General features: G+C 63.9%; 13 protein-coding genes, 1 tRNA gene and 1 pseudogene. 5 read left to right on the top strand and 10 right to left on the bottom strand.

Annotated elements, in window-relative coordinates:
- Positions 1-69: 69 nt before the first annotated feature.
- Both JSS27_12060 and JSS27_12055 read left to right on the top strand, forming a co-directional pair.
- On the top strand, positions 70-1347 hold the full coding sequence (locus tag JSS27_12060; protein MBS0209674.1) for a bifunctional 3,4-dihydroxy-2-butanone-4-phosphate synthase/GTP cyclohydrolase II: 1278 nt from the start codon (positions 70-72) through the stop codon (positions 1345-1347).
- Between the two features lie 86 nt (positions 1348-1433).
- Positions 1434-2303 (top strand): RluA family pseudouridine synthase, encoded by an 870-nt coding sequence (locus JSS27_12055; GenBank protein ID MBS0209673.1) that lies wholly within the window; start codon positions 1434-1436, stop codon positions 2301-2303.
- Between the two features lie 245 nt (positions 2304-2548).
- On the opposite strand, the pseudogene JSS27_12050 reads toward JSS27_12055, so the two are convergent.
- Both JSS27_12050 and JSS27_12045 read right to left on the bottom strand, forming a co-directional pair.
- A pseudogene (locus JSS27_12050) lies at positions 2549-2791 on the bottom strand (hypothetical protein).
- A gap of 310 nt (positions 2792-3101) precedes the next feature.
- Positions 3102-3455, bottom strand: a complete 354-nt coding sequence (locus JSS27_12045; protein ID MBS0209672.1) for a translation initiation factor — start codon at positions 3453-3455, stop codon at positions 3102-3104.
- Between the two features lie 142 nt (positions 3456-3597).
- On the opposite strand from JSS27_12045, the gene JSS27_12040 reads away from it, so the two are divergent.
- Positions 3598-3671, top strand: a tRNA-Val gene (locus JSS27_12040).
- A gap of 329 nt (positions 3672-4000) precedes the next feature.
- The gene (locus JSS27_12035; protein MBS0209671.1) at positions 4001-7537 is read left to right on the top strand and encodes an N-6 DNA methylase; all 3537 of its coding nucleotides are present in this window, start codon (positions 4001-4003) and stop codon (positions 7535-7537) included.
- Positions 7538-8192: 655 nt separating this feature from the next.
- On the opposite strand, the gene JSS27_12030 is transcribed toward JSS27_12035, so the two are convergent.
- From JSS27_12030 to JSS27_12020, 3 genes are all read right to left on the bottom strand, one after another.
- Positions 8193-9140: a hypothetical protein gene (locus JSS27_12030; GenBank protein ID MBS0209670.1), complete on the bottom strand. Its 948-nt coding sequence runs from the start codon at positions 9138-9140 to the stop codon at positions 8193-8195.
- Between the two features lie 94 nt (positions 9141-9234).
- Positions 9235-9741 (bottom strand): hypothetical protein, encoded by a 507-nt coding sequence (locus tag JSS27_12025; protein MBS0209669.1) that lies wholly within the window; start codon positions 9739-9741, stop codon positions 9235-9237.
- A gap of 238 nt (positions 9742-9979) precedes the next feature.
- On the bottom strand, positions 9980-11746 hold the full coding sequence (locus JSS27_12020) for a HEAT repeat domain-containing protein (GenBank protein ID MBS0209668.1): 1767 nt from the start codon (positions 11744-11746) through the stop codon (positions 9980-9982).
- Positions 11747-12042: 296 nt separating this feature from the next.
- On the opposite strand from JSS27_12020, the gene JSS27_12015 reads away from it, so the two are divergent.
- A complete protein-coding gene (locus JSS27_12015; protein MBS0209667.1) occupies positions 12043-13626 on the top strand; it encodes a 2-isopropylmalate synthase in 1584 nt (527 codons plus the stop codon).
- Between the two features lie 18 nt (positions 13627-13644).
- On the opposite strand, the gene JSS27_12010 is transcribed toward JSS27_12015, so the two are convergent.
- From JSS27_12010 to JSS27_11990, 5 genes are all read right to left on the bottom strand, one after another.
- Complete coding sequence (locus JSS27_12010) at positions 13645-13941, bottom strand: type II toxin-antitoxin system RelE/ParE family toxin (protein MBS0209666.1); 297 nt, start codon at positions 13939-13941, stop codon at positions 13645-13647.
- The gene (locus JSS27_12005) at positions 13928-14218 is read right to left on the bottom strand and encodes a hypothetical protein (protein MBS0209665.1); all 291 of its coding nucleotides are present in this window, start codon (positions 14216-14218) and stop codon (positions 13928-13930) included. Before JSS27_12005 ends, JSS27_12010 begins: the two co-directional genes overlap by 14 nt.
- A 33-nt stretch (positions 14219-14251) precedes the next feature.
- On the bottom strand, positions 14252-15142 hold the full coding sequence (locus JSS27_12000; GenBank protein ID MBS0209664.1) for a YihY/virulence factor BrkB family protein: 891 nt from the start codon (positions 15140-15142) through the stop codon (positions 14252-14254).
- A 68-nt stretch (positions 15143-15210) separates the two neighbouring features.
- The gene (locus JSS27_11995; GenBank protein ID MBS0209663.1) at positions 15211-18216 is read right to left on the bottom strand and encodes a c-type cytochrome; all 3006 of its coding nucleotides are present in this window, start codon (positions 18214-18216) and stop codon (positions 15211-15213) included.
- 615 nt (positions 18217-18831) lie between these two features.
- Entirely contained in the window at positions 18832-20202 is a 1371-nt protein-coding gene (locus tag JSS27_11990; protein MBS0209662.1) for a cation:proton antiporter, read from the bottom strand.
- Positions 20203-20265: the final 63 nt, after the last annotated feature.

The following is a 20265-nucleotide window of genomic DNA, read 5'->3' as shown; positions in this document are numbered from 1 at the left end:
GACCAGTCCCCGTAACCTGTCGCCGGTGTTGAGCTCCAACGCGTGTCGACAGCCAGCCCCCCAGGTGCCATGAAATTTTCGACCGTCGAAGCGGCCGTGGCCGCCATTCGCGCCGGCCAAATCGTGATTGTGGTTGACGACGAAGACCGCGAAAACGAAGGCGATTTCATCTGCGCGGCCGAGAAAGTCACGCCCGAGCTGATCAACTTCATGATCACCCACGGCCGGGGCCAGGTCTGCACGCCGCTGCTGCCCGATGTCTGCGAACGGCTCAAGCTGTCGCCGATGGTCGACCGGAACACCGCTCCGCTGGGGACGGCCTTCACCGTCTCGGTCGATCACCGCAGCGCCCACACCGGCATCACGGCCCGCGAGCGCGCGGCCGGTGTCTTGGCGCTGATCGACCCGCACAGCCAGCCGGGTGACTTTATGCGCCCCGGGCACCTATTCCCGCTGGTGGCCAAGGAAGGGGGCGTGCTGCGCCGCGCGGGGCACACCGAAGCGACGATCGACCTGGCGCGCCTGGCCGAGCTGACTCCGGCCGGCGTGTTGTGCGAGATTCTGAACAGCGAAGGTGACCGGGCCAATCGCGAGCAACTGGCCGCGCTGGCCAAGGCCCACCACCTGGAAATGATCTCGATCGAGCAACTGATCAAGTACCGCCGCCAGCAAGAGAAGCTGGTCTACCGCCAGGTCGAAGTGCCGTTGCCGACCCGGCACGGCTTGTTCACCTGCATCGCCTATGGCGTGAAGTACGAGTCGCAAGAGCCGATCGTGCTGGTCATGGGGGACGTCGCGGCGGCCGAAGCGCCGTTGGTCCGCGTTCACTCGTCGTGCTTCACGGGCGATTTGCTCGACTCGTTGCGTTGCGACTGTGGCGATCAGTTGCACATGGCGCTCGAGCGAATCGCCGCCGAGGGGGCGGGAGTGCTGGTCTATCTGCCGCAAGAAGGGCGCGGCATCGGGCTGATCGACAAGCTCAAGGCCTACAAGCTGCAGGACGAAGGGCTCGACACGGTCGAGGCGAACTTGGCCCTGGGCTACAAAGCCGATATGCGCGACTACGGCATCGGCTTGCAGTTGCTCAAGGATGTCGGGCTGCGAAAGGTGCGATTGCTGACGAACAATCCCAAGAAGATCGACGCGGTGATCTCCGGCGGTTTCGACCTGGAAGTGGTCGACCAGGTGCCAATCACGTCACCGGCCAACGAGCACAACGCCCGCTACCTGGCCACCAAGCGCGAGAAGTTGGGGCACAAGTTGCCGGCCCCGGCGGCCGAGCCGAAGAAGCCGCACGCGAAATCGTCACACTCCGACGGGCCGTCGTCCGGCCCGCGCGACAAGTAACCATTCACCCTGGCACGCTTTCGCAGCGGCGGAGTATTTCAGCCATCGCCATCTTGCGACGAACCAAGGTCGACGCCGCCGCGCCGCTGCTGGCCTATTTGCTGGCCACGCTGGGCCAGAACCGCACGGCCGTCAAGAAGCTGCTCAAGCATGGCGCGATCGCCGTCAACGGCCGCACGACGCGGCAGTTCGACCAGCAGCTAGCGCCAGGTGACGAGGTGCTGGTCACCGACCTGCGCGCCGCCGCGGCGACGGCCGAGCTGGCGGCCGCCGACATCGAGATCGTTTACGAAGACGACGACCTCGTGGTCCTCGACAAGCCGGCCGGCCTGCTGACCGTGGCGACCGAAATTGACAAGATCGACACCCTGTTCTTCCGGCTCAGCGAGTATTGGAAGGGGCGCGACGGCGCCGCGGCCGCCCATCCCCAGGTGGTCCACCGGCTCGATCATGGCACCTCGGGGCTGGTGCTGTTCGCCAAGAGCGCCGAAGTCAAAGCCTTGCTTCAAGAGCGTTGGCCCACGGTCGAGAAAACGTATTTCGCCGTGGTCGAGGGGACGCCTCGGGCCGAGCAAGGGACCGTGACCAGTTATCTGGTCGAGAGCAAGTCGCTGAAGGTGTACAGCAACCACCGGCCCAGCGACGGCGCGCGGCGAGCGACTACGCACTATCGGCTGCTCGAATCGCGCGGGGGGCTGTCACTGTTGCAGGTGCGACTAGCCACCGGGCGCAAGCACCAGATTCGCGTCCACCTGGCCGAGTTGGGAACGCCCGTCACCGGCGATCACCGCTACGGGGCCAAGCAAGACCCCTGCGAGCGGTTGGCGCTGCACGCGGGCCGGCTGACGCTCGCGCATCCGAAGACGGGCGAACCGCTGTTACTGGTGTCGCCGTTGCCGCGGGCGATGGCGAAGCTCTTTCCCGAGTTCCGCTCGGTCGCCACGCCTGACGCTTAGCGCGTCCTTCAATTTGTTGTTGCGCGCCTAGACCGGCCGTCATTCCCGCCTGCGCGGGAATGACGGAGGAAGTGCGGCGCTTGACGTCTGGCTCATCAGCGCCGGCGTTGAATCGCTGACTATTGCGGCGCGTTCTGCGACGCGTTGGCGTTGGCGTCGATGTGAATCAAAGCCGGGGCCGGAGCGCCATCGGCCGCCGGTTGGTCGATGCGGGTGCGGCGACGACGGGCCGACTTGGCCGTGCTCCACTCCTTGGTCAGTGTCTCGAACACCTCCGGCGACTCGTAGCGAACGATGTTCTTCCCCTCGGGGATCGGGCCGATCAAGCCCGCGAACACCGGCAGGCCACGCAGCCCCAGGTCGGTGCTGCAATCGTCGATGCCGACTTGCGTGTGCATCTTGAGGAGCGCGTCGGGCTTGTTGTAATCGCGAATGCGGATCTTGCCGTCAGCGCCGCGGGTGACCACTCGAAAAGTGTCCTTCGCCATCGTCGGTTCCTCGAATACCGGTGCCTTGATCCATCGGCCGTGTCGGCCCGTAAGCACTAGTATCGGCGGGCGCGGCGGCGCGAGCGCCGAAACTTTTGCCGCGCCGGCAAAGGGGGAACCAGCGGCATTTTCGCCCATGACGCAGGGTCGCGATGTAGCGGTCGTGCGGCGCGTGAGGACGAGCAATGCGGCCCCTTAGCCGGCCTGTTGGCCACTTCCAGCCCGGCGGCAGAAGGGTCGCCGCGCGTCGCGTGATGAGAGGAATTGGCGTTGGCTTGCGACGCCCCACCCCTATTCCCCCACCTTCCCTTCATCCTTTCGTCTTGTACCCCAGCTTCGCCAGCAGCTCGCGCACGCGATCAAGTTGCCGGCCTTGAATCTCGATGGTGTCGTCCTTGGCGGTGCCGCCGGCGCCGCAGCCGGCTTTCAACTGGGACAACAGTTCCGCGAAGTCGTTGTCCGCGGCGCGCAAGCCGCGCACCACGGTGACCATCTTGCCCCCGCCGCGCTTTTCGACGGCCAACTTGGCCGTTTGCTGCTCGGGCGGAACGCGCGGCGGCGGCGGCGCGGGCTCGGCCGGCGGGCACGCGCACTCGGCCGTCAGCTTGCCACACCGCTCGCACCGCGGCGGCACGTCCCACGCGGTCCCCTCAAACAATCGCACTGGTCTTCACTCCGTCGCTGATCCGGTCCCACTCAATGGCCCTGCCCGGTTGTCGTTTTGACGGGGCCGGGTACATTGTAAGTCCGGCCCTCGGCGGCGGCGAACATGGATTGCCGCTGGCCAGTGGGGGCCAGGAACGCGCGGGCGGTTAGCTCAGTTGGTTAGAGCACCTCGCTTACACCGAGGGGGTCGGGGGTTCGAGTCCCTCACCGCCCACTTTTCTTTGCTGTAGTAAGCCGTCCCTTTAACACGGACTGGGAACGGCCCTATGTTAAAGCCTGCCTTGAACACAACGGCGGGTGGCCCAGGTGCTTGCACCTGGGCGGCCGAAGGCCGCAAGAAACCTCGAGCGCCGTCCCGCGCAGGTGGCGAGTTTCCATTTGGGTTGCGCCTGGCCATCGAGTTTCTTGTTGCTGCGCAACACCGATGGCCGAGCCATCGGTGCCACCCGACTTCCTGACATTGCACCGGGCAAGTGACGACCGGAGCCGAAGGCGTTATCATCGCGTCTTCACTCGTCGCCCCGCGCCCCCCCGGTCGGCCCCATGCAACGCAAGCTCTTCGAGGAACAAGAACGACTGCTCGAACGCCGCATCCGGCGGCAGCGCGCGCTGTTCATTCCTCACCTGCTGCGCAACGCTTCGAGCAGCGCCCTGCTGCGCGGCGAGCGGCAAGACGCCGCCTACAAGACCATCGAACATTGGGCCGAGCTTGAAACCCGTGGCGATCTGAAGCAGTATCGCGAAACGGCGGTCGACACCCAGTTTCTCGATCAGATTTTTGGCGTGGGACTCGGCTATCGGGTCAAGACCGCCAGCCCCGACGCCTGGGAACTGGAACACAAGTTCTCGGTCAAGGAAGTCGGCATCGCCGACGCGGCGCTGGGCGCGTTCACGCCCCAGGCGACCGAGCCGACCGTGATGGTCGAGCTCAAGGACCCGCAAACCGACCTGGACCGCGATCGCTCGAACGGGCGCACCGCCGTTCAACAATGTTGGGACTATCTGAACGCGTCGCCCAACGCGACCTGGGGCATCGTCTCGAACTTGCGGACCATTCGGCTCTATCACCGCGACAAGGGGACGCTGGCCTACGAGGAGTTCACGCTTCAGGAACTGACCGACCGGGACCGCTTCAACGATTTCTACTATCTGTTCCAGCGCGACGGGCTGCTGCCGTCGGCCATCGGCCAACAAGCCCGCGCGGTGCGGCTGCTCGAACAAACGGCGGCCCGGCAGCGTGAAGTGGGGGACGACCTGTACAAATCGTACCAGGTCCAGCGGCTCGAACTGATCGAGCATCTGAAGCTGCGCGAAGACAAATCGCTGGACGAAGCGATCCGCATCGCGCAAAAGATTCTCGACCGCATCATCTTCATCGCCTTTTGCGAGGACCGGGGGCTGTTGCCCGAGAACTCGCTCGAAAGCGCTCGGCGGGAAATCCGCACCTACAGCCGCGCCAAGAACCCGGCCTGGGAAAACTTTCTCGACTTGTTCGCCGCCGTCGACAAGGGAGCCCAAGGGCGGCGCTCGATTACGGCTTTTAACGGCGGGCTGTTCGCCGACGACCCGGCCATCAACGCGCTGGAACTCGTCGCCGAAAAATGGACCACCGGGTTCGCCGGTTTCGGCAAGTACGACTTCTCCGAGGAAGTCAACGTCGAAGTGCTGGGACACTTGTTCGAGCGCTCGGTCACCGAGCTGGAAAAGCTGCGCGTCGGCGGGCTGTTGGCCCTGAAGTCGGGTGTCGACGAGCCGGCCGAGCCAGCGCCGGCCAAGCGCGGCAAGAAGCGCGCCGCGCCGGCGACGGAGCTGCCCGAGTCGAAAATGCCCAAAAGCGCCCAGCGCAAACGCTTTGGCATTTACTACACGCCGCCGGCGTTCACTGGTCTGATTGTCGAGCGAACCATCGACGCCATCGTGGCCGAGCGCTATGCCACGCTGCAAAAACAGCACAAGGTCGATCCCGACGCGCGGAAAGACCAGAATCCCAAGAAGCTGCTCGCTTATTGGCAAGCCGCGTTCGACGCGCTGCGGTCGATCACCGTCTGTGACCCGGCCTGCGGGTCGGGGGCGTTTCTCATTCGAGCCTACGACGCGCTCGAAGCCCACTACACGGTGGCCATTCACGGGCTGGCCGGGGCGGGGCTATCCGAAGCCGACATCACCCGTCACGAAGACGAAGTTCCCGACTGGATTCTGAATCACAATCTGTTCGGCGTCGATCTGTCGGAACAGGCGGTCGAGATCACGCAACTGGCCCTCTGGATTCGCTCGGCCCGCAAGGGGCGCAAGCTGTCCGATCTGTCGCAGCACATCAAGTGCGGCAACAGCCTGGTCTCGGACCGATCGGTCGACCCGCGGGCGCTCGATTGGCGGTCAGCGTTCCCGACGATCTTCGGGCGGCAAGGGGCCGGCGGGTTCACCTGCGTGATCGGCAATCCACCTTGGGAGCGAGTGAAGCTTGAAGAGCGCGAATTCTTCTTGGCAAGCGCCCCGCAGATAGCAATGACTGCCAACGCGGCGGATCGCAAACGCCTCATCGAAGAGTTGGAAGGGTCCGATCCTGAACTCTGGGAGCTCTATCGCAAGGCCCAGGATTCGGCCTCACGAATGCTCGACTATGTGCGGTCCGAGGAGGCGGCGTTTCCCCTCACGGGAAAAGGGGATGTGAATCTTTATATGCTGTTTGCCGAGTTGGCTCAGCGGATCGTGGCGCCGGCGGGGCGAGTCGGCTTGCTCTTACCGAGTGGAATCGCGACGGATCATACCACGCAGGAGTATTTTGGCTCGCTGGTCAAGAGCAAGCGGCTGTCCGCGATCTATGACTTTGTGAATCGCCTGGGGCTGTTTCCGGATGTCGAAGGACGTCTGAAGTTTTGCGTCTTGTTGTTCGGCGGTGAAGAGGTTCAGTCCGAATCTATGGACTTCGTTTTTTGGGCAGAGCGAATGGAAGATGTCGCGATCAAGTCACGCCACATAGCGTTGACCGCTCGCGATATCGAATTGATGAACCCGAACACTCGCACATGCCCAATCTTTCGCTCCGAGCGAGACGCTGACGTAACAAAGCACGTGTATCGTAATGTCCCGATTCTAATTGACCTAAAGCGTAAAAAAGGGGGAAACCCTTGGGAAATAAGATTCCTTCGCATGTTCGACCAGACAAATGACGCGTCGCTCTTTGGTGAAGCCGCTTCGTTCGAGAAAGAGGGCTACGCACTTGAAGGCAATATTTACACGAAGGGGAAAAAGCGAGCACTGCCGCTCATCGAAGCCAAAATGACGCGCGAGTATGACCATCGCGCTAGTTGGGTGACGATGAACCGAAACAATGCTTACATGAATTATTCCGCTGAATCCGTATCACTGGTCGATCACCAAAACCCTGAGTTTCTACCTAAGGGGCGATATTGGGTTCAGGACGAACATGTTCACGAGCGCGCACCGGTATCACTGCACACGGCAGCGATCGGTTTTCACGATGTCGCACGAGCCAACGACACTCGAACGATGGTTCCGTGTCTCGTTCCTTATGCCGCATATTCAAATACAATTCCGCTGATTCTCAATGATGGAGCGCAGGACTGGCGTCGCTTCTGCTGTCTTGCGGGCAATCTAAATGCATACGTGTGTGATTATGTTGTCCGGCAAAAGATTGGCGGCGCTCACCTCAACTTCTTTATCGTCGAGCAGATTCCCGTCCTGAGCCCAAACGTTTACGACGGGAAGTGTCCGTGGAATAAGCGAGAAAGCCTGGAACACTGGATCAGTGAACGAGTGCTGAAACTCACTTGTACGGCCGAAGACATGATCCCGCTCGCCCAGGCGTGTGACTTTGCGGGTTCTCGCGGTGATGGAGTTCACATCTGGAAAGAGGATGAGCGACGCCAATTGTGCGCCGAATTGGACGCGGCTTTTTTCCACCTCTATGGCGTCGAGCAAGACGACGTCGAGTACATCCTCTCGACGTTTAACAACACTGGCCTCGTTGACGAATCGGAAAAACACCAGGAATTCCTCTGGCAGCGTGGTAGCACCGGTGAGCTTATCCTCGAAGCCTTTGACCGAATGAACGGGTAGCACCGACAACTTGCTTGTCGGTGTCGCGCAGCGACAAGAGGGACATGGTTCACGGCCCCGAGCCCTTTTGCGGCTGCGCCGCACGGACAAGCAAGTTGTCTGGGCTTCCCTGGCGGTGGTGCGTCGCGCGAGATTGAGGCGCGACCCTCATCCGGCGGCTAGCGCCGCCACCTTCTCCCGGAGGGAGAAGGGGTGTGTTCGGCTCGCACAAGATTGACGCGTTGGCACTCATAGCACGGCGAGCAGTAACCCTTCTCCCTCCGGGAGAAGGTGGCCGAAGGCCGGATGAGGGTCCCGTCTGCGCTGGAAATCGCGCGAGCCTGGGAGCTACCCCTCAGCGGGTAGCACCGACAACTTGCTTGTCGGTGTCGCGCAGCGACAAGAGGGACATGGTTCACGGCCCCGAGCCCTTTTGCGGCTGCGCCGCCCGGACAAGCAAGTTGTCTGGGCTACCCAGGTGTTGGGGCGTCGCGCGCGATTGAGGCGCGACCCTCATCCGTCGGCTAGCGCCGCCACCTTCTCCCCGGGGGAGAAGGGTTGTATTCGGCTCGCGCGAGATTGGGCGCCAACCGGCGAGCGCTAACCGTGGCCTGACGGCCACGGCTCTTGTCCGCTCGCCCCTAGCCCCTAATCCCTAACCCCTCTTCTTCCGCCTCTACCGCCACACACCCACCGTCGGCGCTACGGCTGCTTCGGCGCGGTTGATGGGGGCGTTCAGGCTGGGGTCGGTCAGGTCGACCAGGTTGGCGTTTGGATACGCCGGCAGGTCGAACAACTGGTTCGCCACCGGCACGTTGACCTGCACCGTGCGCAAGTCGAGTCGCATCGAGAACTGATGCGAGGGGACGGAAATCTCGACGCGCCGCGGCAAGACCGCGCCGCTCGACGGATCGCGCTCGTGCTGGCTGGTGGTCGAACTGGCGATCAAGCGCCCGCCGCCGTCATAAAGATTCTGCTGCAAGACCCAACCGGTCGACGCGTCGACGACCGTGACCTTGGTCTGGACGCCTTGCGGACCTTGGCGAGCCGTGCGGATTTCCAGCTTGCCATCGGCCGTGGGGAACGGCCCAGTGTGCTGGGCGTCGGGCTCGAAGACGACCAGCCCCAGCGCCTCGGGAATCCAATCGGGTTGCACCGGCAGCATCCGCGGCGCGGCGCTTTGGAAGTATTGCTCGTGGCGACAGAACAGCACGGCCGGCGGGTCCATGCGACGAACCCAGAACCAGAAAATCTGATCGTTGCTGCCGACGTCGAGTTCCGGCCCGGAGAGCGAAGTCTCGGCCCGCAATCGCAAGTTGCGGGCTCGTTGCCAGTTCAAGTTAGCGCGCAGGGCCGGCGTCATGGGCACCCGGATCGACGCGTCGTTCGCGGCCAGCGACTGGACCCGGCCGGTGTTCTCGTTGACCACGCGCGTCACATCGTCGAGCGTCGGACTGACGGGCAACACGCGGGGCGGGGGAGCGACGGCTTGCTTGTTCAACCAGCGCGGGCAGCCAGCGCCGCAGCAACTCGTCAACAGCGCGACCAGCAACCACGCATGCGCGCAAGTGCGCAGTCGGCGGTGGGGCGTGGTCGATGGTCGATGATCGCCGGAGAGCGTCATGCTCGGCTCAGCTAGTGCGGAAAGGTAACGTGTGACGAGTGGCGGGCGGGCAGGAGGGACGAGGTCGTGGCGGGCTGCGTGCGTCGTGATCAATCTATTTGTCAATCGGCCGGCCGATCAGTTCGGACCAGCGCTGTTGCAGGGCGGCTACTTGGGCGGCGTCGGGGACGGCGACGTCGACCTGGTAGGTCGCTTCGCGCCGTCCGCAGTACACGGTGAGCTGTTCGCGCTCGGGCGGGTCGCCCTGACTCTTGCCTAGCTCCACGGATTCTTCCAGGCGAAACACGCGGCGACGCAACAGCAACAAGGTCAGGACATAGCGCAGCGGGCGTTGATCGGGTTGACTTTCCAAGTCGTCGAACAGTTGCAGCAGCAGATCGCTCGGCGCCATCCGCTGGGCGCGCGCCTCGCGGCTGGGGACGTGCGAGCGCCACCAGCTAACCATCTCGGGCGTCGGGCCGGGCCAGGCGCTGGCGGCGTAGTCCACGCGCTTCAGGTCGCCCGCTTCGCGCACCAGGGCCGAGACAATCGCCTCGCCGTCGGCCAACGCGCGGCCCGTGACCGCGCAGACGCGCGAACAGCGCTGGATTTCAAAGTCCATGCCTAACACCGCAAGCCTCTGCCAATGGCACTTGTGCCGCTCACGCCCCGTGCCGCTAACGTCCCAGGGGTCCGTCGACAAGCGGCGGGATAGTAAGCCTTTGCGCCGGCGGCGCGAAGAGCAGCAAGCGGGGCCAGAAGAGCGACGACTTAGCCGGCGGACGTGCTACCGCAAATCGGCGACCAAGTCGCCGGCTTGGAAATGCAGCTAGCGGTGCTGGCGTGGGGCGCGTGAAGTGTTACCTGCGGCGTTCGATTTCGTCGTGGGCCAGCTTGTGAATCTTGGCACAGGAGATTTTCTCGACGTGCTCGAACTGGTCGTCCTGGGCGGCCGCGGTGTATTGCGACCAGTCCTGTTCGGCGTCGGGCAGGGTCGCCAGCCTTTGCAACATTTCGTCCGAAGCCTTGGCCGCCACGCGCGGCAGCAAGCGTTCCAACGAACGAATGACGGTGCCGGCGCAGTACCGGTCGCCGGCCAGCGCCGCCAGCGGTTCGAGCGCCGCGGCTGTCCCGACGCGCCCCAGGGCGTCGATCGCCGCCAGCCGCACCATGCGATCGGTGTCGTCAAGCGCCGCGAGTAAGGCCGGTTCGATCCGCGGGTCGCGCTGACGTGCCAGCGCGTCAATCGCTTCGCGCCGCATTCGCCAGTCGCTGTCCTTCAGCGCTTTCAGGACCGGCTCGACCGATTCCTCGCTTTGCAGTTTTTCCAAGGTCTCGAGCGCGGCCAGCCGGACGTCCAACTCGCCGGTCTCAAGCGCCTCGACCACGTCGGTAACCGAGATTTGGGCGAGGGCCGACTGGCTCCAATTGGGGTCAATTCGATCGAGCGCTTCCGAAGCGCCGCGCTGCACCACGCGGTCGGCGTCGGTTAGCGCCTCGACCAACAGTGGCACCGCCGATTGGCCCACCTCGACCAGGGCCTGCATGGCCATTCGACGAACTTCCGGCGCTGGATCGGCCAGCGCGTTGATCAACGGCGCGACGGCCAGCGCGTCCTTGAGTTGGCCCAGCGAGTCAGCCGCCGCCCCCCTCACGTTGGCGTCCTGATCGGCCAAGGCGTGGCTCAACGGTTCGACCGCCGCCGCGTCGGCCAGCGCGCCCAGGGCCACGGCCGCCGCCTCGCGCACGTGGCGTTCCGGATCGCTAAGTAACTTCGTCAACGGTGTAACAGCCCGGGCGTCGTGGATGCCCCCCAAGCTGGTCGCCACCGAGGCCCGTTGTAGCCAGCCTTCGTCGGTGGTGGCATCGATCAGCGATGGAAGCGCGGCGGGGTCGCCGATTTTGCCCAGCGCCTCGGCCGCCGCGGCGCGGACCAGGCCGCGCTGATGCTCGACCGCTTGGACCAGCGCTGGCACGCCGCGGCGGCTGCCGATGGCGCCGAGCGCCTGGACCGCGGCCAGCACGACCAGCGAGTTGTCATCGGCAAGCAGCGCGACGAGCGGCTCGACGGCGGCTTCGTCTTTCAGCGCGCCGAGCGCTTCGATACAAGCCGAGCGGACGGTGTAGTCATCGTCATTCAGGCGCGCGATCAGCGCCGGCACGGCGCGGCGATCGTTCAATTGCGCCAGCGTGTTGGCGGCCGACCAGCGAACGTCGCCGTCGAGGTTGTCCAGCGTTTCGATCAGCGCCGGCACGGCCGGCGGGCCGATCTTCAACAGGGCGCGCGAGGCGGCCGAACGGAGCGTGGTCGAACCGCCGCGCACCGCGGCAATCAAGGGCTCGACGGCCGGAGCGCCGATTCGGGCCAAGAGGTTGACCGCGATGTCGCGCTGTTCTTGCCCCCGGTCGGCCAGCACTTCCTTGAGGGGTTCGACGGCGGGACGGCCCAGCTTGACGAGCAGATCGCCGACGCGTTGCCGCATGGCCCAGCGCTCGTCGCGCAGCGCGCCGACCAGCGACGTGGCGGCCCCCTGGCCCATCCGCTCGAGCGCGTCGGCGGCGGTGTTCCAAGTTAATGGATCGTCAGACGCCAATTGGCGTAATTGCCACCAGGCTCGAATGGACATGGCGTCAAAATCAGGGTGAGAGCGAACCGCCGGCAGATTGCCGTTCTAATGTACGCCGCCGAGCGGGCGATTGCATCTGTCAGCCCGGTCAGCCCAACCGTCCGGCACAACTTGGGCCGATTTTGCCGCTTCTAACGCGCCGAAAACTTGCCGGACAAAGCCGAAATCACCGCGAACCTTGTCCCTGGCAAGACATTCCTGAGGGGGCCCGCAAGGCATAGAATACGATTGGATGGATGGTCCCGGGTCCGCGGCCCGGACATCGAAGCGCCCCGAGTTGAGGAAGGCTGCAAGCTATGGCCGAGCCACGCAACATCAAGATTTTCGATACCACGCTGCGCGACGGCGAGCAATCGCCGGGTTGCAGCATGAACACCAACGAAAAGCTCGAACTGGCTCACGCCTTGGTCGAGTTGGGGGTTGATATCATCGAGGCCGGCTTCCCGATCGCCTCGCCGGGCGACTTTGAAGCGGTCAAGACCATTGCCGGCGAAGTTCGCGGCGCGACGGTCTGTGGCTTGGCTCGTTGCAATTCGCAGGACATCGACCGCGCCTGGGCCGCCCTGCAAGGGGCCGAGAAGCCGCGCATCCACGTTTTTCTGGCGACCAGCGCCATCCATCGCGAATTCAAGCTCAAGATGGACAAGGCCGAGATCATTCGCCGCGCGGTGGCCGGCGTCGAGTTGGCCCGCGGCTATTGCCCCGACGTCGAGTTCTCGCCCGAGGACGCCGCGCGAACCGAGATTGATTTTCTCTGTGAAGTGGTCGAAGCCGCCATTGCCGCTGGGGCCACCACCGTCAACATTCCCGACACGGTCGGCTACGCCACGCCGACCCACATGGGGAACGTCATCCGCACGCTGCGCGAGCGTGTGCCGAACATCAATCAGGCGGTGATCAGCATTCACTGTCACAACGACCTGGGGCTGGCCACGGCCAACAGTCTGGCCGCCGTCGAAAACGGCGCCGGCCAGATCGAATGCACGATCAACGGCATTGGCGAACGGGCCGGCAACACCGCCCTGGAAGAAGTCGTGATGGCGCTCCGCACGCGCTCGGACTACTATCGGGCCACGACCCGCATCAATACCCAGCGCCTGGTACCGACCAGCAGGCTGTTGTCATCGATCACCGGGATGCTGGTGCAGCGCAACAAGGCGATCGTCGGCCGCAACGCATTTGCTCACGAAGCCGGCATTCACCAGGACGGTATGCTGAAGGAGCGCTCGACCTATGAGATCATGCGTCCGGAAGATGTGGGCCTGGCCAAGACCGACCTGGTGCTGGGCAAGCACAGCGGCCGGGCCGCGATTGCCGATCGGGCCAAGGCGCTGGGCTATGAGCTGACGTCCGAGCAGTTGCAAACCGTTTGCGACCAGTTCAAACAACTGGCCGACAAGAAAAAGGAACTCTACGACGCCGACCTGGTGGCGCTGATCGAGCAGGACACTCGCGACAGTGGAGACGTCTGGACCTTGACCGATTACCGGCTGCTGATCCACAGCCACGAGGTGCCCAGCGTCCGACTGACCCTCGAACGGGGTCAGCAACGCGCGGTGCGCGACGTGAACGCCGGCGACGGGCCGTTCGACGCGCTGTTCTGGGCCATCGAGGAGATCACCGGCATCTCGGTCGACTGCAAGGACTTCAACGTCCACAGCGTCTCGGTCGGCAAGGACGCCCAGGGCGAGGTGACCGTCGAGGTGCAATACCAGGGCCAGCTTTACCGGGGCCGCGGCGTTTCAACCGACAGCGTCGAAGCGGCGGTGAAAGCGTTCTTGAACGCGATCAATCGCATTCTCGCCGCCGGCGGCCGTCCGACCGAGCGGCTGAGCCCGTTCACCACCGAAACGCCCAAGCCGCGCATTGCGGCGACGTAGGGCAAGTCAGCAACGGCTCTACTCGAACAAGTTTCCATACTTGCGAGCGCCATGCAGGACGCGAATCACGAGCGCGCCATCGGCCAGAGGGCGATAGAAGATGACGTAGTTCTGCACGACAAAGGACCGCATTTCCATCGCGTGTCGTGCCTGTGAGACGCCCATCTCTGGCTGTTCAGACAACAGCTTCAGCACGTCGTTGATTCTTGCCAACAGCCGATCCGCTGCGCTCTGACTGTGGTTTTCAACGGCAATGTACGTCCAGATCTCGTGCAGATCGTGAACGGCCGCTGGCGATAGCTCAACCCTGGGCATGATCGCCTTGGCGTGCTTCGAAACGACGGTGAGCTTCCGCCAAGAACTCTTCCAAATTCCATTCGACGCACGGGCCGCTATCTAAGCTATCGAGCCCGACTTGTAACCATTCCTGGAATTTGCGTTCCAGCAGCAGTTGATAGTCCTGCTTGCTGACAATCACGTACGAGGTTTGGCCTAGCTCGTCCTGAACTTCGAGCGGCCCCCCTTGCTGCTGCTTGAGGGTCGCCGAAAGCTCGCTGTTAAGTCGCGGTGTCATGCCACCCATTATAGCCATCGCCAGGCGCCTTTGTAGATTCCTTTCGCCGACTCACTTGGGCGGCCGACTTTTGGCTTCTTCCCGCTCGCGCATTTGCTGGCCGCGCAGGCGCACCAACTCGGCCCCCAGAAACAGCGCGGCACTCGAATAATAGAGCCAGACCAGAATGCCCATGAACGCGCCGACCACGCCGTAGGCGCTGTAGTGATCGCCGACCAGCACCCATTGCAGCCCCAGTTGTCCCAACCACCAAGCCACGGCCGCCAGAATCGCCCCTTGCCAGGCGTGCCACCACAGCACTTTGGCCTTGGGCATGAAGCGGTAGATCAGCAAAAAGACCAGCATGTAAATCAGCGGCGTCAGCGCGCGCTGCAGCGCCTGCCACAGGAACAACGCCGCCGAAGAGTCGCCCAAGTATTGCTCGAAGCTGCTCAGCGAGAGATTCGCGATCAGCACGACCGCCAACACCACCCCGAGTCCCAGCATCAACAGGAACGCGACCAGCCGATTGACCAGCAGGTTGCGCACCGAGCGCCAGAAGCCACCCGACGGCTGAGCCGGCCCGTGCCAGATGCGATCGAGCGTGGCGTCGATCTGCAGGAAGATGCCGATGGCGGCGATCAGCAGCGCGCCAATCCCGACGGGGCCGCCGATGCCGGCGTCGCTGCGGATTTGCGACAACACTTGGCCGACTTGCTGGGCCATCCAGGGGCTGCTGCTCTCTTCGATCAGTTCGATCAACTGGGCCTGTCCCGATTGGACGGCGTCGGAATGCCGGGCCACGATCCCCAGCCCCGCCAGCGTCATCAGGCAAACCGGAAACAGCGAGAACGCCCCATAGAACGCCACCGCGGCGCTCCGCCAGGAACATTCGTCCTCGTTCCAGTGACCGATCAGCGTGGTGATGTTCCACCACAAACGCGACATCGCCCAACGAAGCATCGATCAACTCTCCACGTGCCGAGGAGCGCCAGGCGCGCTCGCTGGCCCACGTGGTCAACGTGGGGCGATCAGCGCGCCGCGGCGGCGGCCGCGCCGGGCGGCCCCGCGCTTTGAATATAGCTGATCAGGTCGCGGACTTGCTGGGCTGAGAGCGGATCGAGCAGTTTTTCCGGCATCATCGACAACGGCGCCGGCTCCAACTGGTCGATATCGGCCTGGTCAACCGTGGTCCGCTGGTTCTTCGCGTCGAGCAAGGTCACCGTGGCCGGCGTGTTTTCGACCAGCAACCCGCTCAGCGAGCGGCCATCGTTCAACAGCGCCTGGTACAACAGATAATCCTTGCGGATGACCGCGCTGGGGTCGACCAGGCTGGTCAGCAGGAAGTCCAGGTTCTTGCGATCGGCGCCGGTCAACTCGGGCCCAATCTTGTTCCCTTCGCCAAACAGATTGTGGCACGTGGCGCAAACCTTGGTGAACACCTCCTTGCCCGCCACGGGATTTCCCGGCGCGAGCTTGAGCGAAGTCTTCACCCCGTGAATAAAGGCCCGCTTTTCATCGGGCGTGGCTTGTCCCATCTTGCCCCAATGCTTCTCGACCAGCCTGGTCAGGTCGGCGACGTTCAAGCCGACAATCTGGCGCAACTCTTCGGTGCCGATCTCCTTGGGGTCCATCCGCCCGCCGTCGACTTCGGCCAACAGCAATTGCGCGCCTGCCGCCCGCGCGCACAACAGGCTGCGCGTCACGCTGCGCAAGTCGGCCGGCAGCGCCGGGTACAACTTGACGAGCGCCGTGGCGATCTTGGGATCGTTGAATCGTTGCAGAGCCAACAGCGCCTCTTTCCGCACCTTGCCCGACGCCTTAGGCTGCTCGACCACACCCAACAGCACCGGCACGCATTCCGTCCCGGCCACCTGTCCGACCAGATTGATCAGCACCAGTCGTTCCTTCTCGGGCGTCCCGGCGTCGGCGACCCGGGCCAAGGCCAGATCGTGCGCCGGTTGATAATTGACGCGCAGCGCCAACTTCAACAGCGGCAACGTGTGATGCCCCTTGGACCAGACTTCGGCAATCGGCGCGGCCAACTGCTTTGGCGGCGATTCGAAGCGGCGACCTTGCAACCCTTCGGTCATGCCGGCAAAGACCAGCTCGGCGTCTTGCGCGCTGGGGGCCAGCGACAACAGCCGGGCCGCCGAATCGAAATCGGCCGGCGTGCCAGCGGCGCAATAGCGCCGCGCCAGGCGTTCGATCATCGCTTGCCGCGCCAGGGGCAACTGCCACGCGGCCGGGTCAGTGAACAGGCTGAGCACCGCTTCCCGATCGCTGGTCGCTTTGTCCTCGATCGCCCACCACAAGAGTAGTGGAATGAACGGATCCTTCACGTCGTCGGCGTGGCGCAGCATGGCCGCCACGATCGGCAGCCCGTCGCTGGCATTCAGCCGCTTGGCGGTGCAAGCCAACTGCGAGCGCACTGTGGGATGCTGCTCGCTGGCGGCGAGCGCGATCAGCCGGTCCCGTTCGTCGGGTGTCAATGTCCGATCGTCCCCCAGGAAGCGCACGCCCCAGGTCCGCACGTCCGCGGCGCCGTGCCCCAAGGCCTGTAGCGCCAGCTTCTCGTCCCACGCCCCGGTGACGTACAACGTCCAGAGCGATTCCAGCGCCCGGTGCTCGTCGATGCCACGCAGATCGCGCTCGAGCGCCGGCCAAATCTCGCTCGGCTTGCGCTCGGCCAGCACTTGCCGCGCCTGGCGAACGTACCAGTCGTTCTTGTGCCCGAGCATCTTCACGAGCGCTTCGGTCGGCGTCTTGTCCAAGTCGAACGGTGCGGCCGGCGGTACGCCCTTGTACTTTAAGCGATAGATGCGTCCGTTTGATTTGTCCCAGTCGTCGCGCGGGTCGACGTGGTTGGCGCGCTGATCGTACCAGTCGGCGATGTACAACTGTCCGTCCGGCCCGACGGTGCAATCGACCGGGCGGAACCATTGATCGTCGGTCGTTACCAACTGGTCGCCGTGGCTGTTCTTGAACGTCGAACCATCGACCTCGATGCGGTGCCAGTTGATCGCGTTCGACAACACGTTCGCGGCCAGATACTGATTGCGCAGGTAATACGGATAGGCGTCGGCCTGGTAGACAATGCCGCCGATCGTCACATGCCCGCCGACAAAATCCTTGTACGGAGCGTGCGTGAAATAGCCGAAGGCATAGGGGTTTTGCAACTCGCCGTGCTTGCCGAAGTTCTTTTCGTAGTAGGCGCCCTGCACCTGGTGCAACATGGCCCGCTGGCCGTAGTTGGTGCCGGCAATGATGTTGCCGTGCCGATCGAAATCGACGCCCCAGGTATTGCCGCCCCCCTCGGCGAACAGCTCGAACTTCTTGGTCACTGGGTGATAGCGCCAGATGCCTTGCTGAAAGGTGAGGTCGCCAATGTGCGCCGTCACGGTGCTTCCTTGCGCGCCGTACAGCCAGCCGTCGGGCCCCCACTGCAGCGAGTTGAGCACCGCGTGCGAGTCCTCCATGCCGAAGCCTGACAACAGCACTTCGGGATCGCCGTCGGGAACATCGTCGCGGTTTCGGTCGGGATAGAACAGCAAGTAAGGCGTCTGGGCGACGAACACGCCGCCGTAGCCAATCGCCAGCCCAGTGGCCAGATTCAAATCGCTGATGAAATCCTTGGTCTTGTCCGCGCGGCCATCGCCGTCGGTGTCTTCGAGGATCGTGATCCGATCGACTCCCTTGGGCCCCTTCGGCGGCGGCTCGGGCACGCGGTCGTAAATGGTCCGCAGGTAGTTGTCGACCTTCACCGCCTTGAGCCCGGCGGGGTTCGGATACTGCAGGTATTGAATCACCCACATCCGTCCGCGGCGGTCGAACTGCATGGCCACCGGCTGGCGGATCATCGGCTCGGCCGCCACTAGTTCCATGCTGAAGCCCGCGGCGGTGTTGAACTTGCGCAGAGCTTCCTCGGGGGACAAGCCCTCGGCCCGGGCCGAGACGGCGAGGCTGCCCCAGAACACAAACGCGATTGCACCAGCTAGAACGCGGGCGCAGCCAGTGACGGCAAATAATCGCAACATGGAAACCACTCCAGGCGGGGCGTGAACCAAGATGGGGAGTCAAGGCGGGCAGGCGGCCATTTTAACCTGGGGCGCGCCAAGATTAAAGTGAATTCACTTTCCCCCGCCCAGAGGTTGCCAAGGTGCGGCCAGGAACGGGATTCCCTTGGTCCGTGGGAAAAACTCGGCGGGAATGAGGAAGCCCGCAACCCGAATGACAAAGGCTCGACGGCGTGATGCTGGCCACGCTCATCCCTTGGCGGAAGAATTCTTTCAGGAACAGCGCGCGACTCGCGGCGCGGCGATATCCCCGCACCGGCATGGCAGCCTCCTTGCGGCAAGCGAAGGGAATTGGACCCAGGCGCGGTCGTTATAGAAACCGCGCGGCCAGGGCGTCAACGCATTCACCAAGGTCTAACCAATTGCAATTGCGTCGCGAGCAATTGGGGCAAGTTCGACGCAGTGATAGCGTCAGGTAGCCCGGACAACTTGTTGTCCGGGTCGCGTTAGCGACAAGAGGCCCAAGTACAACAGCGATGAATCTTGCGCGACGCCCACACTGCTCCCTCTTGTTGCTGCGCAACCCCGACAACAAGTTGTCAGGGCTACCCTCAACTTGAGGTCGCGCGACGAATCTCAACGCGACGCGGCTCCACGGATGCCCAACAGGGCCAGCGCCGGCGAGGTGGCGATCGTCGTTACCAGCGCCATCAGCACCATCATCGCGAACAGCGTCGGTGAAATGACGTTCATATCGAGGCCGATGTTGAGCACGATCAACTCCATCAGCCCGCGGGTGTTCATCAACACGCCGAGCGCCGTGGCGTCGCGCCAGTTCAACCCGGTAAGCCGCGCCGCGGCGGCCGAGCCGCCGAACTTGCCGAGCGTGGCCACCACGATGATCGCCGCGACCCACAGCCATTGCTCGGCCCCCGCGACCAGGCCGATTTGCGTGCGCATGCCCGTAAAGGCGAAAAACGCCGGCAGCAGGGCCGCGGCCACCAGGTCTTCGAGTTTTCCGATCATCTCGCGGGCGATGGCGCTGTCGTGCGGAATGACCGCGCCGAGCAAGAACGCGCCGAAGATCGCGTGAACACCAATCCATTCGGTGACCAGCGCCGACAGGAACACTGCCGCCAGCACGCTGGCGACGACGACTCGCGAGATCGCTTGCCCGCGGTCGGGGGGAATCAAACGAACCAATAGCGGCCGCACCACCAGAAACATCAGCGCGATGAACGCCACGGCCAGCAGAATGGTCGCCAGCGCCGAACCAAAGGTTGCCCCGGCCAAACCGACGACCAGCGCCAACAAGCACCAGGCCGTCACGTCGTCGGTCGCGGCACAGGTCAGGGCCAGCACGCCGAGTTCGGTCTTGGTCATTTGCCGGTCGCCGAGAATTCGGGCCAACACGGGAAACGCCGTGACCGACATGGAAATACCCATGAACAGCGCGAACGACGTGAACGGCACGCCGGCCGGCGCCAGTTGCGTGAAGATCAACAACGCCAGCGCCGAACCGAGCACGAACGGCAAGACAATACTGGCGTGCGAGATCGCCACGGTGGCATGTCCACGCTCGCGCAGCAGGTCGGCGTTCAGCTCGAGCCCGACGGTGAACATGTAGAGGATCACGCCCAGTTGCGCGATCACACCCAGGTAAGGCGCGACCGACGGCGGCAGGACGTACGCCGCCACGTCCGGTGAAATCCGTCCGAGCAACGACGGCCCCAGCAAGATGCCGGCCACGACTTCGCCGATGACCGGCGGCTGGTGCAAGTATTTGAAGACGAAGCCCAGCACTTGTCCCGTGGCCATCACCGCCGCCAAAGCCAGCAGGACGTGGAACAGGACTTCCCCTTTGCTCAGCGCCTTTGCGGCCGGAGTACCGGCGCTCTTGGCCGTCGCGGTCGATGCCGCCTCGACCGTCGTCGCGGCCACGGGCGGAGCAAGCTGCTCGCCGAAGTGGCGAATCACCAGGAACGCCACGACCGCGCCGGCCAGCATCAACAGATAGCCGCCGGTCAGGGCGACACTGCGACCGCGGACGCTGATGACGGAATCGGTCAT

This window comes from Planctomycetota bacterium (genome assembly GCA_018242585.1).
GTDB lineage: Bacteria > Planctomycetota > Planctomycetia > Pirellulales > PNKZ01 > JAFEBQ01.
This window is presented reverse-complemented; position numbering and strand designations above follow the sequence as displayed.

Coding starts and splice junctions, on each gene's coding strand:
- JSS27_12010 (MBS0209666.1), bottom strand. CDS start 13,941: ATGCCCAGGGTTGAGCTATCGCCAGCGGCCGTTCACGATCTGCACGAG.
- JSS27_12005 (MBS0209665.1), bottom strand. CDS start 14,218: ATGGCTATAATGGGTGGCATGACACCGCGACTTAACAGCGAGCTTTCG.
- JSS27_12020 (MBS0209668.1), bottom strand. CDS start 11,746: ATGTCCATTCGAGCCTGGTGGCAATTACGCCAATTGGCGTCTGACGAT.
- JSS27_12025 (MBS0209669.1), bottom strand. CDS start 9,741: ATGGACTTTGAAATCCAGCGCTGTTCGCGCGTCTGCGCGGTCACGGGC.
- JSS27_12000 (MBS0209664.1), bottom strand. CDS start 15,142: ATGCTTCGTTGGGCGATGTCGCGTTTGTGGTGGAACATCACCACGCTG.
- JSS27_12030 (MBS0209670.1), bottom strand. CDS start 9,140: ATGACGCTCTCCGGCGATCATCGACCATCGACCACGCCCCACCGCCGA.
- JSS27_12035 (MBS0209671.1), top strand. CDS start 4,001: ATGCAACGCAAGCTCTTCGAGGAACAAGAACGACTGCTCGAACGCCGC.
- JSS27_12060 (MBS0209674.1), top strand. CDS start 70: ATGAAATTTTCGACCGTCGAAGCGGCCGTGGCCGCCATTCGCGCCGGC.
- JSS27_11990 (MBS0209662.1), bottom strand. CDS start 20,202: ATGCTGGCCGGCGCGGTCGTGGCGTTCCTGGTGATTCGCCACTTCGGC.
- JSS27_11995 (MBS0209663.1), bottom strand. CDS start 18,216: ATGTTGCGATTATTTGCCGTCACTGGCTGCGCCCGCGTTCTAGCTGGT.
- JSS27_12015 (MBS0209667.1), top strand. CDS start 12,043: ATGGCCGAGCCACGCAACATCAAGATTTTCGATACCACGCTGCGCGAC.